This is a genomic window from Wolbachia endosymbiont (group B) of Melanostoma mellinum (assembly GCF_947251465.1).
Classification (GTDB): Bacteria; Pseudomonadota; Alphaproteobacteria; order Rickettsiales; family Anaplasmataceae; genus Wolbachia.
Map to the genome: position 1 here is coordinate 1,505,242 of NZ_OX366366.1, position 17,765 is coordinate 1,523,006.

6 protein-coding genes and 1 pseudogene are annotated in these 17,765 nt (G+C 33.7%); 5 read left to right on the forward strand and 2 right to left on the reverse strand.

Features of this window, described 5'->3' with window-relative positions; translation table 11 throughout:
• Positions 1-3 precede the first annotated feature (3 nt).
• On the forward strand, positions 4-444 hold the full coding sequence (locus OPR42_RS07085; protein ID WP_265041479.1) for a DUF2924 domain-containing protein: 441 nt from the start codon (positions 4-6) through the stop codon (positions 442-444).
• Positions 437-1,921 (forward strand): recombinase family protein, encoded by a 1,485-nt coding sequence (locus OPR42_RS07090; protein WP_265042384.1) that lies wholly within the window; start codon positions 437-439, stop codon positions 1,919-1,921. Before OPR42_RS07085 ends, OPR42_RS07090 begins: the two co-directional genes overlap by 8 nt.
• 284 nt (positions 1,922-2,205) lie before the next feature.
• On the opposite strand, the gene OPR42_RS07095 is transcribed toward OPR42_RS07090, so the two are convergent.
• On the reverse strand, positions 2,206-4,152 hold the full coding sequence (locus OPR42_RS07095; protein ID WP_265042197.1) for an ankyrin repeat domain-containing protein: 1,947 nt from the start codon (positions 4,150-4,152) through the stop codon (positions 2,206-2,208).
• 786 nt (positions 4,153-4,938) lie between these two features.
• Here OPR42_RS07095 and OPR42_RS07100 point away from each other — a divergent pair.
• Positions 4,939-14,028 (forward strand): ankyrin repeat domain-containing protein, encoded by a 9,090-nt coding sequence (locus OPR42_RS07100; RefSeq protein WP_265042198.1) that lies wholly within the window; start codon positions 4,939-4,941, stop codon positions 14,026-14,028.
• On the opposite strand, the gene OPR42_RS07105 is transcribed toward OPR42_RS07100, so the two are convergent.
• Positions 13,998-14,966 carry an Rpn family recombination-promoting nuclease/putative transposase gene (locus OPR42_RS07105; protein ID WP_265042199.1) on the reverse strand — a complete coding sequence of 323 codons (969 nt, stop codon included), beginning with the start codon at positions 14,964-14,966 and terminating at the stop codon, positions 13,998-14,000. The genes OPR42_RS07100 and OPR42_RS07105 overlap by 31 nt on opposite strands.
• Positions 14,967-15,382: 416 nt before the next feature.
• Between OPR42_RS07105 and rnhA the strand changes: the two genes are divergently transcribed.
• Together rnhA and mutL are read left to right on the forward strand one after the other, a co-directional pair.
• Positions 15,383-15,916: a ribonuclease HI gene (gene rnhA / locus OPR42_RS07110; protein WP_264376578.1), complete on the forward strand. Its 534-nt coding sequence runs from the start codon at positions 15,383-15,385 to the stop codon at positions 15,914-15,916.
• A pseudogene (gene mutL, locus OPR42_RS07115) lies at positions 15,907-17,714 on the forward strand (DNA mismatch repair endonuclease MutL). The gene rnhA and the pseudogene mutL overlap by 10 nt, the downstream one beginning before the upstream one ends.
• The last annotated feature ends 51 nt before the right edge of the window (positions 17,715-17,765 follow it).

Consider the following 17,765-nt stretch of genomic DNA (forward strand, 5'->3'; position numbering starts at 1 on the left):
AGCATGGAGAAAGAAATAGAAAAGAAGGTAATGAATTTAGAGAAAAAAGCGTTGGTAGAGTTGAGAAGAATATGGAAGAAGGTATATGGGGAAGAGGCGCCTAGATACTCAAAGAAATATCTGATACCGAGATTAGCTTATAGAATGCAGGAGGAAGCGTATGGAAAAATGTCAAGAAAGGGGACAAAAAGACTAGAGTATCTGGCAGATCGGCTAGAGAAAGGAAAAAGAATAAGTAGCGATAAACTACCAGTAGAAGGGACAGAATTAATACTAGAGAGAGGAGAAGAGACACATGCGGTAATGGTGACAGATAAGGGTTTAATCTACAGAGAAGAATTTTTTACGTCATTATCAGCAGTGGCAGGAAAAATAATGGGAATGAGCTACAATGGGCCGCTCCTATTTGGTTTGCGTGATCAAAAGGGAAAGGAAAATGTGTAAAGGGATAAGATGTGGAATATATACTAGGAAGTCAAATGAAGACGGTCTAGAACAAAAGTTTAATAGTTTAGATGCGCAACGAGTAGCATGTGAAAAGTATATAAAGAGCAAAGAAGGCTGGGTAGCATTGGCAAAAAAGTACGATGATGGAGGATATTCAGGAAAAAATTTAGAAAGACCAGCGATAAAGGAATTATTTGAAGATGTCAAAGGAGGAGAGATAGACTGTGTAGTAGTATATACACTAGATAGGTTATCAAGAGAAACAAAAGACAGCATAGAAGTAACGTCATTTTTTAGAAGGCACCGAGTAAATTTTGTAGCAGTAACACAGATATTTGACAATAATACGCCAATGGGAAAATTCGTACAGACAGTATTATCAGGAGCAGCACAACTAGAAAGAGAGATGATAGTAGAGAGAGTAAAAAATAAAATAGCAACATCAAAAGAGCAAGGGTTATGGATGGGAGGAACTTTACCGCTTGGGTATGATGTAAAAGATAAGGAATTAATAATAAATGAAAAAGAAGCAAAAACAGTGCAGCATATATTTGAAAGATATTTGGAGCTGAAGTCAATGGCAGAGTTGGCAAGAGAGTTAAACAGGGAAGGATACCGAACAAAAGCAGATATCTTTAAAAAAGCAACGGTGAGAAGAATAATAACAAATCCAATATATGTGGGAAAGATAAGACATTATGACAAACAGTATGAGGGAAAGCATGAAGCAATAATAGAAGAGGAAAAGTGGAAAAAAGCACAAGAATTGATAAAGAATCAGCCATATAGAAAAGCAAAATATGAGGAAGCTCTGCTTAGAGGAATAATTAAATGCAAGAGCTGCGGTGTAAATATGACACTGACATACTCAAAAAAAGAGAATAAAAGATACCGATATTATATATGTAATAACCATTTAAGAGGAAAAAATTGTGAATCAGTAAATCGAACAGTGGTAGCAGGAGAAGTAGAAAAAGAAGTGATGAAGAGAGCAGAAGATTTATATGAAAAATGGAGAGAAAAAGCAGAAGAGTGGAAAAATTTAAGTTTTGGAAAGCAGAAAGAAGTAGTGAACAAGTTAATAAAAGGAGTAATGATAAAAGAAGATGGAATAGAGGTGAGTTTAGAGAATAAGGTGGAATTTATACCAATAAAAAAGAAAGGAAAGAAATGCACAGTAATTGAGCCAGAAGGCAAAACAAACAATGCACTACTGAAAGCAGTGGTAAGGGCTCATCTGTGGAAACGTCAACTGGAGGCAGGAAAATATGCAAGTGTGAAGGAACTGAGCGTTAAAATTAATATAGGTACAAGACGTATACAGCAAATTTTAAGATTAAATTATTTAGCACCAAAAATTAAAGAAGATATAGTAAATGGAAGGCAGCCAAGAGACTTGAAGCTAGCTGATTTAAGAGAAATACCGATGCTGTGGAGTGAGCAATTGGAGAAATTTTACGGCTCAGCGTCGTAACGTTTATAAAAACAACAATATGAAAAAACATCGAAAAAAGTATGTGCCAGAAAATTAAAAAAGGTTATTGCAAAAGGAGCTACTACAAAGGGCCACACAAAAAGATGCTGAAATTGATATAGAAAAGTAAGTCAATGTTACAGAATCAATTATGTGAAAATATCAATATAAATAATGAAGATTTTAGCATACTGGGCGCAACAATGGTAGAAAATGATCCAAAATCTATAAATTATAGTAGTTTATATTTAAATAATAATCTTTAACCTTTATGGCAAATTAATCTACCTAGAAACTTCTCTCCTAGGATCAGAAGTCCTTCTTAATTCTTCACGTTCTGTCCATTTGTTGTTAGACTCGCTTATTACTTCAGGACGCATTAATCCACAAGATCTTTCAAAATATCCCTGTTCAATAGCATCGTAGACCCAGTAGTTACCAAGCTCGCAATCATTGCCTAACTCTTCTTCGCAACCTTTGAATTTTTCTAATATTTCTTCTCTATTACTCACTTCTACTATAATTTTGCTTTTATTCTGTATGTCAGGATACAGCCTAACGTCTACATTTCCCAAACTGGTATAAAAAGTTAATACTATATCGCTACCTTCTGTAAGATCTGTATAATTCCTTATGCCGTTTTCAGTTTTAATTTCTACTTCACTTTTACCGATCTTTACTATATTTCTTCCACACTTTACCTCTCCATCGGTTAGACCTAAATCCCTTGCCCCATCTGTTATCTTTATAATGTCTATTTTACTATCTTTAGAATATTCTAAGTAAAAAACGGAGTTGTCTACTCTTGCATCTTTTAGCTCGCTATTGGTTGCACTTTTTGCGATTTCAATAAACTTATGAGAATTTCTAATATAATCTCTATAAGCTTTTTTTAGGTTAGTTTTATGCTCTTTAAATTCTGATGTCAGTGTGTTAGCATCAACTGTATTACCAAACACTGCCCCTTTTGATACTAATTGACATATTATACTACTAGAAACTTTAGGATTTTTTTCCAACTCACTGATTTTTTTCATCACATAATCGGTAAAAGTGTACTCATTACCTAAAAAAAAATCTTGTGAAAAAGAATAGTTTAATCGTACGCCAGACTTTATAGCATCATTTACAATCTCTTCAAGTTCAGCCATATTTTGAGCTCGCAATACCTTGTCAGAAAACTTATTTAATTTCTCCTTTTGATTTGAAGTTAAATTAACGAGTAATTTACTGGCCTGTCCTTCCTTTTGCTGACGATAAATATTTATACCATAATATAATAATGCTCCTGCTTCTAAAAATATCTTTCTTAACTCTTGAATAAGACCTTCATTGTCCCAAGAAAAACGATCAACATACGAAAACACTTTTGATTCACCCATTCCTTGCCGAATATTTAGCACCACTTTTAGGTCTGAGTCTCTTTTATGCTTACTTAAAAACTCCTTTAAATTTTTAGTGCAGTCTGAATCGAGTACAAGTAAGTCATACAATTCTGCATTTAACTTTTTCTGTTTATCAGTTAGAAATAATTCTTCTATATTATAGCAGAGTTTATTAGTTGCTATTTGTTGTGGAGTTCTCCCCTTTCTGCTTGTTATATTAGGGTTAGCTCCTTTCAAGAGAAGAGAGTTTGCATTATCGTAATGACCTTTAGCAGCAGCAAGGTATAGTGGTGTTTTTCCTTTATTATCTTGTATGTTAGGATCTGCACCTGCTCCTAAGAGTAAATCTATAGCCTGATTTCCTAGGGAACGGAATTCATCAATCTTTGCTCCTGCGATCGCATGTAGTACTGTTGACTCAGATGTTCCTCTTTTGAGGTTAAGAATTACTTTTAAATCTTTATTATTTTTATTGCCTTGTAAAAACTTTTCAAGGGGTTCAGTATTATCAGATAAGCTATGGTAAGAAGTTAAACATCTTAAGGTATTGAGTAACTCCTCATTTAATTTTTTTTGACTTGGAGTAAGATCATACTCAAGAGCAGACCAAATATAAACCTTTTCTCTTAGTCCAAGTTTGCTATCTATCGAAGATGGTGGTTCGTTATAGTTTCTAATTGATGGCAAATCCCCTAAATACAACCCATCGCTTATCAGTTCATTTAACAGATCCTCTTTGGAGGAGAGATGTTCTATAATCAATTCATATTCAATATCATATAGTCCTGATTTGGATTTTGGCTTTAGTTGATTGATGATAGATTTTATTCCAGTAGACTTACCCATAGTTACCCCTCCAAACATACATAATATATTATATGCAATATATAATATTAAATCAATACCATAATCTTTTTACTACTCGTATTTTTGTTAAGTTTTTATGGTGATAGTAGGTTAAGAATTGTTTATTACTGGAAGTTTTAGCCAGTTTTACTATAGATCAACAAAATTTAGAAGCACTAGCGATATTTAATATATAGGAATATGATGCTTTAAAGGAGTGCAAAAACTGCTGAAGCTTGTACAGTAACCTGCGGAGCCACTTCAGCAGAATAAACAAACACATGCCAGTATTAGTAGAGAATTATTTATAAGTCAACTAACTTTTACAAAAAATATTTTAGTGAAGATACCATGCTAGCTAGTGTTATAAAGAATTGAATTATTGACTTTTTCTAAGATTGCAAAAAAGGTCGTATATTTGTGAGAACAAGCCGCGTAAAAATAAGGTTATAAAAATAGAAGATTTAAATTATTTCCATAAGCTTAGGCAAAATAGTTCGTATGTAGATATGGATGGAATGGTCTAATATGGCTAGTTTTAGCGTATAATAAAATCACCATATTAAAAAGTTCGTATGGTACACATGGTAGACCAACGCATTCCAAAAAGAACAGTTCTCACACTTGCTTGTTAATTATGTAAAAGTAAAATTATATTGTTGATTTAATGATAAAAAATATGAAAATATATACTGATTAAAGTGATGTTGTTAGCTATAAAAAAGTAACTTGCTTTAATGATTTTTGCTGCTATATATGCTATAAGTTTAATATAGTGGGTTTGATATGTTTGGATTAAATGAAGTACCAGATCTATCATCTGGTGGTGGTGCTCGAGAAAGCTGTGTTATTAGAGAGCCTATTTCCATTTTTAGTCAGATAAAAAATGTAAAGGATGAAAAGAAAAAAGAGAAGCTTACTCAACTTTTAGAGACACTAAAAAAGAATTTGCCTGAGGGCTTTAAAATTGGAGCTGCTGTAAGTGCTAGAGATTGTTTTTTTGATTCAGTTACTCAAGGTTTGAATGAATTAAAAGGCAAAGGTCTTATTACAAGTGATGAAGGGTTTAACGTACAGTCTTTACGGAGGGGCTGCAAGGAATATGCACAGAGAGAATTGAATACTTCGCAAAATTCATGGTTGAATAAGCTTCTAGATAAGGAGAGTGAGAAACTTCCTGAATATATTCCACGTATTGAATTTACTGCAGAAGATATTAAAAATACTAGTTCTGGTTCAGCAGTAGGAATTCTAAACTTGCAAAATGCTATATGGGGCAGACCTTATATTGAGGGTCAAATATTATGTAATGAGTATAAAGTTAATCTTTGCTACATGGAAGTACAAGATGATCTTATAATAGAAAATGGGAAGTTTTATTTGCGGTTAGAAGAAGATAGTAAGGCAAAAAGAGGAGAAGAAATATCAGATATAATTCTAAAAAATGTTATCGAAGCGGATAATGGAAACACAGAACAAAGAACTATACATATAGTAAACTATAAGCAACATTTTGTACCACTTCTTAGTGACCTAAAAGAAGATATTGAAGAAGCTATAAAAGTTTCTAGAAAAGAGATTTATGGTATACCAGATAATAAAAATAGTCATTCTTTGACTGAAGATACTGGAAGTTATGATTTAGAGAAAATGAAAAACTCTAAAGAAGCTTATGGCAAAAAGCAAGAAAAAGATTCTAATTCTAAAGACAAGGCTAGTGAGCAAATGAAGTCTTTGAAAACAGTAGGTGATGGCAATTGCTTTTTTCATGCAGTGTTTGGTAATAACAGCTCTATTGGATATAAAGCTGAAAAAGCGCAAGAGATGAGAATGGAATGGCACAAGTTTTTAAGTCAATTTAAATCCTTAAGTGATCCAAGTATGACAGAGCCTCTTAAGGAAAGCTTAAAACTAGTGTTCTCATACCTATTATCTAACGTTTCCGAAATTCATAATGTATCACCAAAAATGGGAGATTATATTAAAGAAACAAATAGAGTGATCGATAAGAGGATAGATGAATCTAAAGAAAAAGTAGAAACCTTAAAAAATAACATTATAGAGGTTTTTTGTAAAGATGAAGAACTTCGTAAACAAATGTATGAAAAAATAACTCAATCCATCGAAGCACGTAATGAGCGTAATAAAAATTCTCCACAAAAGCAAAAAGTTTTGCTCAGTATCGAAGATCTGCGAGAGGAAAAGAATAGGAAGGAATTGTGTGATAGAATAGGAGACGTAACTTTTCCGTGTGCAAGTATATGCGGCTACGTTTCGACTCAAGCAGAGTATCAAGACCAATATATAACTAACAATGATGACATATTAAATAGTCTTTTTGATAATCAAGAATTTTATCGGCTTTATCTTGAAAATATAAAAAGTCAGGATTATTTTGTTTTTCACAATGAAATCGGCATTTTGGCTTCTCTCTCTGGTACTGAAATTGAAGTATATTCGGATGGTCAAATAAATCCAGTAATATATACACCAGACTCAGGCATGATAAATTCTAATTATGTAAGAGAATATGTATTATGGGGTAATAAAAAGCGAGAAAAAATATATCATTCAGGGATGCATTTCTCTAGAACTGAGGTAATCCCAGAACAAAAGGAAAGTCATTCACCAGATTCAAGCTGTGGCAAACAAGGATCTTCTATTAATAGAAGTAGTTCTAGAGATGAGATGCAAAAGCAGTCATTAAGGTTAGAAGAAAGAACTAGTACAAAGAGTCAAAATAAGGGGAGTAGTGTTTCAGCTAAAAGTTCTCTTGATCAATCTTCTAAAGAATTTATTCAATCTACCGAAGAGGATAATTTGCAAGTATGGTTGGAAAATACTGTTATTGATGACATTGCAAAGTACTTATATGAGTGGACTGAAGATAACAATGTGATTTGGGGAGTTGAAGGTCCTGGTAGGCTACCAAGAGAATTAAATAAGTTCAAGAAGAATAAAGGTAAAACATTAATATACATTATAAATAAAGATGGTAACCACTGGGTAACATTGGTTGCTATCAATAAGAATGGGCAGGGAGATATTTTTTTCTATGCAGACTCTTTTGGAGAAGGGATTGAAAAGTGTCTTGTAACTGGTTTTGGTAAAGGTGATATTGATAGTAATACGCAGAATAAAGTCTCTCAAGGAGAGGTAGATTGTAACGGTCAAAATGTTAAACAAAATAGCGATAACGATGTCATTTTTGTGGAAGAGACTGTTCCTCTTATAAATGATAATATACGAATACCCTTAGATGAGTTTCTAGAAAGAGAAGGGTTCTCAAAGAATAATATTCACAGTGTATCTTGCAAACAGCAGAATGACACTTACAATTGTGGAGTGTTTGCTTTAGAAAATGCAAAAGCAATTTTAAATGCGGTGAAAGATGGCAATGATGATCCTACTAAAGTAAAAGAGAGCTTGAAAGCGGTAAACAAAGATATAAAATATTTAAATAGCTTAAGGGAGAATTTCGCTAGTAGTTTAAAAAAAGTAAGTTCTATTAACAAACAGAGTTCTGTGACATTTTCTAGTAGCTCTGAAAAAGGTATTGAAGAAAGTATAGAGCAGGAACCCTTGCACAATTATGAGGAGTTAGAAGAACAAACCCTCAGAAAGCTTAAAGAGATCTCAAGTAAGTATATTCTGACTGATAAGCAGAAAGAAAATGAACTTTCTGCTTTTATAAAGATGCAGGACAAGGATAGAGGAAAATTTGACAAGTTGTGGGAAGGCTTTGTTAGCCTTTCTCCTGATGAGAAGAAGAAAGCAATTTTGCGTATTTTCTTTTTTGCTGAGTTTTGGGATTCTAGTGTTGATACAAATGAAAATGCCTTGCGTAATGTTGTGTGGAAGGAAGTTGGCAAGCTAAATGCTGAGGATTACATATTTAGAAAATCTGTTGATTATCTTATATCTTTTGCTTCAACTCCTTCTCCTTCAGAGCCTTTAATTTCTACTGGGAAACGTCTGCATAGCAACGGATTGCGACGAGTACTAAGTAGAGCTCAATCTTTTCTTTCAAAAGATGAAATGGGCAACTTAATCATTAGAATTTGCATAGAAATCTTTAAGATGCGTAATACCTTTAACATCGGTGAACTTTTCACATCCAATAAGGTTAAAGAACGACTATCTACTCTGAAAAATTTTTGTGAAAGTGGTAGAAAAGATAAAATTGCTGATTTGACATTATGTGATTATCAAGATTATAAAATACTTTGTCCACTGTTAAAAGAAAGATCACAGCCTAGTGTTAAATTTATTATAGATTATTTAATAAAAAATTTAGAATGGGAAGAAAGTACCTTAAAGGACCCTCTAGAGGACTTTATCGGTGATTTATATGAAGAAGAACATCCGAGAAAAGATTATTCAAGTAATCAAAAAAAAGAGTTTCTCAAACAATATAATTATTACCTTATTGCCCTCGCTATAGATCAAGTCATTCAATATAATGAATCTCCTTTAGAAAAAGTATTAAGTATAGCTAAAGATCACTTTAGTGAAGAAGAGATGAATGCTATGTTGGAGAGGGCTTGTAAATATATTGTAGATCAGCGTAACAAATCTGTTGAAGGTGTTGCTTTTGATAGCGAGAAAGCTTTCCGCTTGCTGTCCGACAAGCTTAATTCTATTAATCGTAAGAAGGAAGAAATTTTAAAATTTTTAGTAGATAAGTTAGGGAAGATTCAAGATTTTTCTGAGAATTGTCAGTCGAGTACGTTACAGCAAACACTTGAAGAAGTTGTATCATATAGTCCATCTCGTGGAAAGAATACAGGTAACAGAAATCATGAAAGTTGTTCAAAGAATTTTTTTGATGAATTAACAATGATATTGGATGGAGGTAAGACTGATAAACAAGATAAAATCCAATCATTTATAAGTAGTAGACTTTCTCGTTATAAAGGTAATTGCTTTTATAGTCTATTGTTAGGAGAGTTTTTATTTGAAAATCAGGATCATGCTCAGATATCACAAAAATATCTTTTATTGCATCTAGATAGTGAAAGTATTGCATTTTTGTTAACCGCGGGTCAACGTGAAAAAGCCAAAACTACAGTTTTGAGTATCATAGACAAGAGCAGAGGCCCTGTGCCTAATATAAGCAGCTTTGCTATTGATTATAGAAATTTGCAAATTGTCAATTTAGAAATAGACTCTCGTAAAAGTCATCTACTTGATGATATCAAGAAAGAAGATATTGAACAAGGTTATAAAATTAAGTTTATACCGATGAACGAAGAGGTTATTAGTTTGGATTTATTAAGAAAAGCTATAAAAGATGTAGGATCTAGACAACAAGTAATTTATAATTTAAATAATATAATAAATCAAGTTAATTATATAGTTAACTTAGATAACGATAAAATAAAATTTTCTTTCATAAGAAATGAAAAGGATTGTGAAACTTTAGTAAATAGTTTACTGATGGGTAGTGAGCACAAAATATCATTTGATTCTGAGATAATAAACGAAATTATAAGTAGTTTAGTTAAAAACAATATTCAAGCTAAAAGCAATAATATAAGAGACCATCGCCTACCTATTGCTGATAAAAGATCAGGAAAGAAGGATAAGAAGAAAGCAGAGTATTATGCCTACCTTTCTCGAGAGTACGGCATTTTTTCTTCTCAAGCTGATGTTCGAGGTGATCGAGCAATTTTTAATAGGTCAGGAATTCATGAGAATAGGAAAAGACCTATCATAAATGAGGAGAATTATGGCTGTAATGGTCTTCATTTGGCTATCGCTAATGAGAAGTTTGATGATGTTAAGAAGTTAGTAGAGGCTAATGATGGATATGTTAAAGGTCGAGATTTTTATGGTAATACTCCTCTACACTTTGCTGTTCAGGGAAAGAATTTAGAAATTCTTCAATTTTTAATGGATTATATTGGAAAACAAAATCACAAAGAAGATTATTTCGTAGATGAAAATCATGATGGATGCACACCACTACACTTTGCTGCTGGAAGTGGTAATGTAGAGTTTTTTAGTAAATTATTAAAGTTTGTAGGTGCGGAAGCAAAAGAAGGTTATGTTAAAATCGAAAACAATAAAGGTGAAACGCCTCTGCATTTTGCTGCTAGGAGTGGTAAAGCAGAAGTGGTTAGTAAATTATTAGAGTTTGTAGATGCAAAAGAAGGTTATGTTCAAAGCAAAGACAATAAAGGTGAGACACCACTACACTTTGCTGCTAGGAGTGGTAATGTAAAAGTTGTTGAGAAGTTATTAGAGTATGTAAATGATAAAAAAGAAGGGTATGTTAAGCATGAAAACAGTAATAAATGTACACCACTGCATTTTGCTGCTTGGGGTAGCAATGTAGAAGTTATTAATAAATTATTAGAGTTTGTAGGTGCGGAAGCAAAAGAAGGTTATGTTCAAAGCAAAAACAATAAAGGTGAAACACCACTACACTTTGCTGCTAAGAAGAATAATGTAGGAGTTATTCTGAGTTTAATAGGGTGTGTTACAGGAAGAGAGGGAAAAGAAAATTATGTTAAGTGTACAAACAAACTTTTATATACACCACTACACTTTGCTGCTAGGAGTGGTAATGTAGAAGTTATTAATAAATTATTAGAGTTTGTAGGTGCGGAAGCAAAAGAAGGTTATGTTCAAAGCAAAAACAATAAAGGTGAAGCACCTCTGCACTTTGCTGCTAGGGGCGGTAATGTAAAAGCTGTTGAGAGGTTATTAGAGTATGTAAATGATGAAGAAGGGTATGTTAGAGCTGAAAACAATGAGAAAGAGACATCACTACACTTTGCTGCTAGAAGTGGTAATGTAGAAGTTATTAATAAATTATTAGAGTTTGTAGGTGCGGAAGCAAAAGAAGGTTATGTTCAAAGCAAAAACAATAAAGGTGAAGCACCTCTGCACTTTGCTGCTAGGGGCGGTAATGTAAAAGCTGTTGAGAGGTTACTACAATGCGTTGGAAAAGATGAAAAAGAAAACTATATTGGATTTGTAAACAATGATAATGAGAATGCGCTGGACATTGCTATTTCCTGTGGTAGTTGGAAAGTTTTTGATGAGCTATTAAAATACATAAAGAATCTAGAACAAAGCCAGCATTATCTTGATCTTGCAAAACAAGCAAGTGGTTCTAAAAAGAGGAATGTTTATAGTTTAGATGATTTACAAACAAAAGGCCGTGTTGAAGGAAGGAAGAAACAGCGTAATAAAGAGTTAATTACTAAAGAGACGCATTCTCATTCAGAAGCTGTGAAAGATGACAATAACCCATGTTCTCAGAGTGAAAGTCCTACATCGCCGTATTCGAAAAAAAGGTCACGTATTAGTGATGGAAATACACAAAAACCATCAGAAAAAAAGGTTGCACTAGATGATTCTCTTAGGCAGAATGTAGATGTTGAAGAGTCAGTAGGTAGCCATCAGAAAGAAGATGAGTTCTATAAACAGGACTCAAGTAGCTTGGGTTCTCAAGAAGGGGAACAACCAACTTTAAATGATGTAGAATCAAATGGTGAAAATCAAGAGGCATTTTCTAGGTCATCTAGCACTAGTGATAAAAGTGATAACAACAATTTATCAGAGGAAAGTGAATCATGGTCGAGTGTTGATGTGAGAGATAATATAGATGACGATAACATTTCTAAATCAAAACAAGATAGTGCCAGCAACAAAAGTAACATGTTTGAATCTTGTATTTCTCTTATTTCAGATGTTAATGCTTCTGAAAATCAGTTGTTAGAGAAAGTAAAGCATTTCGTTAAGATGGAAGGTGATATAAATTTAACTAGCAAAGATAACATGACTCTTCTTCATCTTGCTTGTAAGAACAGTCGTTGGGAAGTAGCAAAATATCTTATAGGAAACAAAAAAGTTAGATTAGATTTAGCTGATAACGATGATAAGACTCCTCTTCATCATGCTGTTTACTATATTCGATTTTACTTATATCACTACCTGTTAGAGGAAGAGAAAAAGGAAGTAATAAGACAGATCTTAGAAGGAATTAAGAAAAATTTTAGTCAAAATCAACAGCAAATGTATAATTGTATTAATGCTAAAGATAGCAAAGGAAAAACACCACTAATGTATATTGTTGAAGTAAGCAAGGTAAATGTAGCTAAAATATTACTAGAGTATCAAGCTGATATTAAGACTCAAGACCACTGTGGTAACACAGCTCTGCATATTGCTGCTAGTAGTAGTAATGTAGCAATTCTTGATAAATTATTAGAGTTTGTAGATGAAGAAAAAAAAGAAGATTATCTTGAAATCAAAAACAATAAAGGTGAGACACCTCTGCACTTTGCTGCTAGGAGTGGTAATGTAGAAGTTATTAATAAATTATTAGAGTTTGTAGGTGCGGAAGCAAAAGAAGGTTATGTTCAAAGCAAAAACAATAAAGGTGAAACACCTCTGCACTTTACTGCTAGGAGTGGTAATGTAAAAGCTGTTGAGAGGTTACTACAATGCGTTGGAAAAGATGAAAAAGAAAACTATATTGAATGTAAAAATAATGGTGGTAAGAATGCGCTGGAAATAGCCATTTCCTTTGGTAATCAGGAAGTTTTTTTTGAGCTATTAAAATATATAAAAAATTCAGAACGAAAGCAGTATTATAAAGAGTTAATTGCTAAAAAGACACATTCTAATTCAGGAACTGTGAGAGATGGCAATAACCCATGTTCTCAGAGTGAAAGTCCTACATCGCCGTATTCGAAAAAAAGATCACGTATTAGTGATGGAAAGACACAAAAACCACCAGTAAAAAAAGTTGCACAATCTGATAGTCCTAGACAAGAAGTAAAAATAAAATCAAGTGTTGGCAATGACGAATCGGATGAACAACAGGACTCAAGTCGAGAAAGAGGCCCAGAAATAAGTAGTTCACGGTCAAGTAGTCCAGATTCTCAAAAAGTAGAACACACTGCTTCAAATGATATTAGTGAGAGAAGCTCTGGTGATGAAGAAAGTGTTTACAGTTCACCAGAACAAAATAGTGGTAGTTCATTGGAGCAAGCTAGTAATTCTAGCGAAAGAAATGACTTACAGAGTATCTCTTTGCAAGGGGATAATCATGATAATGATGAAGTTGCTGTTGCGTTAAAAGACCTAGAGCATGGTAGTGCTGGTAAGAGAAGTGACATAGATGGTGGTGACATACCACCAAAAAACAGTGACCTAGTAGATTGCTTATTATCAGATACTTTAAGCGATGAGTATGTTAATTTTATTTCTTCGATGCAAGGTTCGTGTGGAATTGGTAACGCGTCACCACAAAGCGTTGACTTAAACTCTCTTCCTTCAATTTCTAGTTTTTTTGATCTTTTTAAGTCCAGGTCAAGTAGTAATAATAGTGATAATTCCGCAGAACAGGAGAGTGCTAATGTTGGCAACGATGAATCGTATGAACAACAGGACTCAGATCGAGAAAGTGATCTGGAGGCAAATAACTCACGGTCAGATAGTATGGACTCTCAAAAAGATGAAGAAGGTAGTACACGATTACATATTGCAGCAGCAGAGGGTAACAATGAGTTTGTTAAGACCTTATTGAAAAAAGGTGATGATGTTAATTCTAAAAATAAACACGGTCGGACACCATTACATGATGCAGTAGTAAATGGTAATAATGAAGTTGTTAAGACTTTATTAGAGAGAGGTGCTAGTATTGATTCTAAAGATAAAGATGATTGTACACCATTACGTTTAGCATTAGCAGATAATAAATGGGAGATTGTTAGGATTTTATTAGAAAAGGTTGCTAATGATTCAAATATGTTGCCAATATTCAATGCTCTAAACATAGAGATACAATCACCAAAAACTACCTTAAATAGTGTAACATTAGACAATCAGCTAAGAAGGAGGTCAGCATCCTTTTGAAGTTTTTTAATTTCATCAATGGGTAATCCGGTAAATTTGGTAACAGTATTAACATCCATTTTATCAGCAAGCATTTCTCTAGCCACAGCTATTTTAGCTTGTTTTTCTCCCTCTGCCTTGCCTTCCTGTCTACCTTTTTCATGGCCGATTTGGATGCCTTCTTCCCTGCCTTTCTCTTCTCCAATTTGGATGCCTTCATGTTTAGCATCATCGAGTTTTTGAGCAAGAACAGCCTGTTCATCACGAATACGCTTTATCTCTTGTTCATAAGCAATAAATTCTTTTTCTGACCAGTTGAACCTATTTAGTTCTTCATATGCTCTTTTAATTATTAGATCACTTCCTATTATTCTCTCTAGCTCTTGTTCACTAGTTTCATCTGCATATCTAAAGAAGTAGACCCATTTTTCAACTATACTTGAAAGCTGATCTTCTTTGGTTTTTGGAAATTTAGGCAACTCAATAAATATAAAGTAAAAATCTTTTAGATCATGTTCATTAGTATCTTCATCGCGAATAGTATGCTTTGATTTATACTCGGATTTATCAGGAAATAAAATACAATCTGCTATGGCAATAAAGATAATTTCCTTAAGATCATGATATTGATCACCTTTATCAGCCTGTCTTGAGTAAGCTTTAGCAGCATAATATTGGGCACGTTTTTCAAAGCCTTTGGTTTTAGCTACCTGCATCTCGCAAACGTACTGAACACCTGAAGAATCTCTACAGAGTACATCAACAATACTTTGTTTTTTAGAGGCAATCTCAGGGTCTTGAATAGTACTTAAAAACTCTATATCCTGTATTGCATTCTTGCCAGCAAAGCCGAGAATATCGTTGAGGAAGTGAATGAGGATGTCTTTATTCTTTTCAGTACCAAAGATACGTCGAAACGCAACATCATTTTTGGGGTCAAGGAATTTGGAAAGAGCCATGAGAAAGTAAGATAAAAAACATTAATAATTATACACAATTGTGAAGAAATATTCAACGTTTTTGTGCTAAAGTCTATTAAAGTTAGCTAAATTTCAAGAATTGGCAAAAAACCACCTTCATAGATGACCATAGAATGCTACTGCGCACCTTAGCTGTTTATTTTATCATCTTTTACAACTCCCTCCATAAACCCCAGCAAATGAATTCATGAGCTATAAAGAGCTTTAAAAACACTTATTTTGGGTGTGAGAGATTAACCTCTTAATAAAAATACAAGCCCAAAAGCTCAATTACGATTTACCTAATATCGTGAGGACAGGTTCATTAATCTCCCACACCTTTACATGATAAAGATCTTGAAACTTAGTGTCAACATTTCAGTAGCAAATTTATGTTAAATCTATATCCTGTCAATATGGACAAAAAGAAGGTTATAATATATACAGATGGAGCTTGTTCTGGAAACCCTGGTCCCGGTGGATGGGCAGCCGTGGTAATGTATGAAAATAAAAGTGTCTTTATCAAAAAACGTATCTCTGGAGGTGAAGAAAACACAACAAATAACAAGATGGAGCTAAAGGCTGTAATTAATGGACTAAAGATGTTAAAAATTTCCTGCAAAGTTATTGTACACACTGATAGTCAGTATATTAAACAAGGTATAACAGAGTGGATCAACAAGTGGAAAATAAATGGTTGGAAGACAGCTGATAAAAAGCCAGTGAAGAACAGAGAATTATGGCAGGAACTAGATGAAGTTGCTTTGCAGCATGATATTAATTGGAAGTGGGTTAGAGCTCACAACGGTAATATGTACAATGAGGAGGCAGATAGACTTGCTAGAAAGGAATCTAAAAAGCTAAAATATAGAGATTGTGAGGTCAAGAAATCACCAAAAAATAGAGGGAACTCTAAGTTTCATAGATTGGGTGGAGTATTATGGCAATAATTCTTTTAGACACAAAAACTATAAATCGTATAGCAGCGGGAGAGGTAATAGAAAGGCCAGCGAGTGTAGTAAAGGAATTAGTAGAAAATGCAATAGATGCTGGAAGTTCAGAGATAGAGATCAAAATAGAAAGTGGTGGACGTAACCTTATAACTGTGACAGATGATGGAAATGGAATAGAAAAGAACGATCTGGAACTAGCACTTATGAGGCATGCCACTTCAAAATTAAGTGATAGTGAGTTAATAGAGATCAGACATCTTGGCTTTAGAGGAGAGGCTCTGCCTTCAATTGCAGCAGTAAGCAGAATGAAATTATCATCCAAGGCAAGTGGAGCAAAGGAAGCATGGTCTATAAGATATGAGGGAGGAGAAAAAATAAGAGAGATTACCCCTTGTTCTTTGTTGCAAGGTACATATATTGAAGTTCGTGACTTATTTTTTGCCACTCCAAATAGATTAAAATTTCTAAAAACCGAGAGGGCAGAAACACAAAGCATTGTTGATATTGTAAATAACTTAGCAATGATTAACTATAGTATTGGGTTTACTCTCACTTCCGGTAATAAAAAGCTCTTAAAATATGTTAAGCAAACTTCATTATTTAACAGATTATGTGAAGTAGAAGAATTTCAAAGCAATTCGCTGGAAGTAAAAGAGGAAGAGGAAGGCATCAAACTTACGGGACACATCTGTAAACCTAATGTCAATCGAGGCAATTCAACTCAGATCTATACGTTTGTTAATAGAAGGCCAATAAAAGACAATCTACTTGTTGGTGCAATTCGATACGCATATCAAGATTTGATTCCAGTTGGGAGGTATCCTTTTGCAGTGTTGCATTTAGAAGTACCATATGACCAAGTAGATGTAAATGTGCATCCAAATAAATCGGAAGTAAGATTTCAGAATAAAAGGCTAATATATGAAATAGTGAGAAGAGGGATAATAAAAACACTATCAACGAGATTTGCAGCGGGTGATCAAGGTATTGAAGAGGAGCTAATTTTTAATGATAGTAAAAGCCAAGAGCAGGTTGATAGTCAAGAGAAAAAAGATCAAAAAGAGTTTTATGAAAAGAGACCAAGTCTTTTAGAAAATCGTCTAATGAAAGAATTCAATGCACCAGATGAAAGAAGGCAAAGCTTACCAGAAACGTTTAAATATGGAGAATCTCCACCCCAAAAGGGAACGATGGTTTTAGAAAGGAAGCAAATTGATTTGATAGAGCTCTAGGATATGCACGCTGTCAGGTCTACAATACTTACATTATTGCTGAGGCTAAAGGCAAATTAATTATAGTAGACCAGCACGCAGCTCATGAGAGGTTGATCTATGAGTGCTTAAAACAAAAATCAAGCATAAAAAGGCAAAAGCTTCTTCTTCCTGAAATAGTCGAGATTAAAAACCAAGCAGGAATGGAGATGGTTGAAATGTATAAAGATAAGCTTTTCGAAATGGGTTTTGGTATTGAAATAGAATCAGAAGATAAAGTAAGGGTAAAAGAAATACCTGCAATTTTAGGAACAATAAGTGTGAAAGAGATGGTGATGAATATAGTTGATAGATTAGTGGAGATAGGAGATACGCTACCTATAGAAGAAAAAGTGAACAAGATATTAGCTACCATCGCGTGTCATGGGTCAATTAGAGCTGGAAGGGAAATGAAGTTGGAGGAGATGAATGAGTTGATGAGACAAATGGAGGAAACACCTTATGCTGGGCAATGCAATCACGGAAGACCAACGTATATAGAAATGAAACTAAGTGATATAGAAAAATTGTTTGAAAGGAGATGAGTTCAGTTTGTCAAAAAGGTTCTCAATTAAGCATACGTAACAGCTCTTCTG

Excerpts from the sequence above, each read along its gene's own strand:
- OPR42_RS07085 (WP_265041479.1), top strand. The coding sequence starts at position 4 with ATGGAGAAAGAAATAGAAAAGAAGGTAATGAATTTAGAGAAAAAAGCG.
- OPR42_RS07090 (WP_265042384.1), top strand. The coding sequence starts at position 437 with ATGTGTAAAGGGATAAGATGTGGAATATATACTAGGAAGTCAAATGAA.
- OPR42_RS07095 (WP_265042197.1), bottom strand. The coding sequence starts at position 4,152 with ATGGGTAAGTCTACTGGAATAAAATCTATCATCAATCAACTAAAGCCA.
- OPR42_RS07100 (WP_265042198.1), top strand. The coding sequence starts at position 4,939 with ATGTTTGGATTAAATGAAGTACCAGATCTATCATCTGGTGGTGGTGCT.
- OPR42_RS07105 (WP_265042199.1), bottom strand. The coding sequence starts at position 14,966 with ATGGCTCTTTCCAAATTCCTTGACCCCAAAAATGATGTTGCGTTTCGA.
- rnhA (WP_264376578.1), top strand. The coding sequence starts at position 15,383 with ATGGACAAAAAGAAGGTTATAATATATACAGATGGAGCTTGTTCTGGA.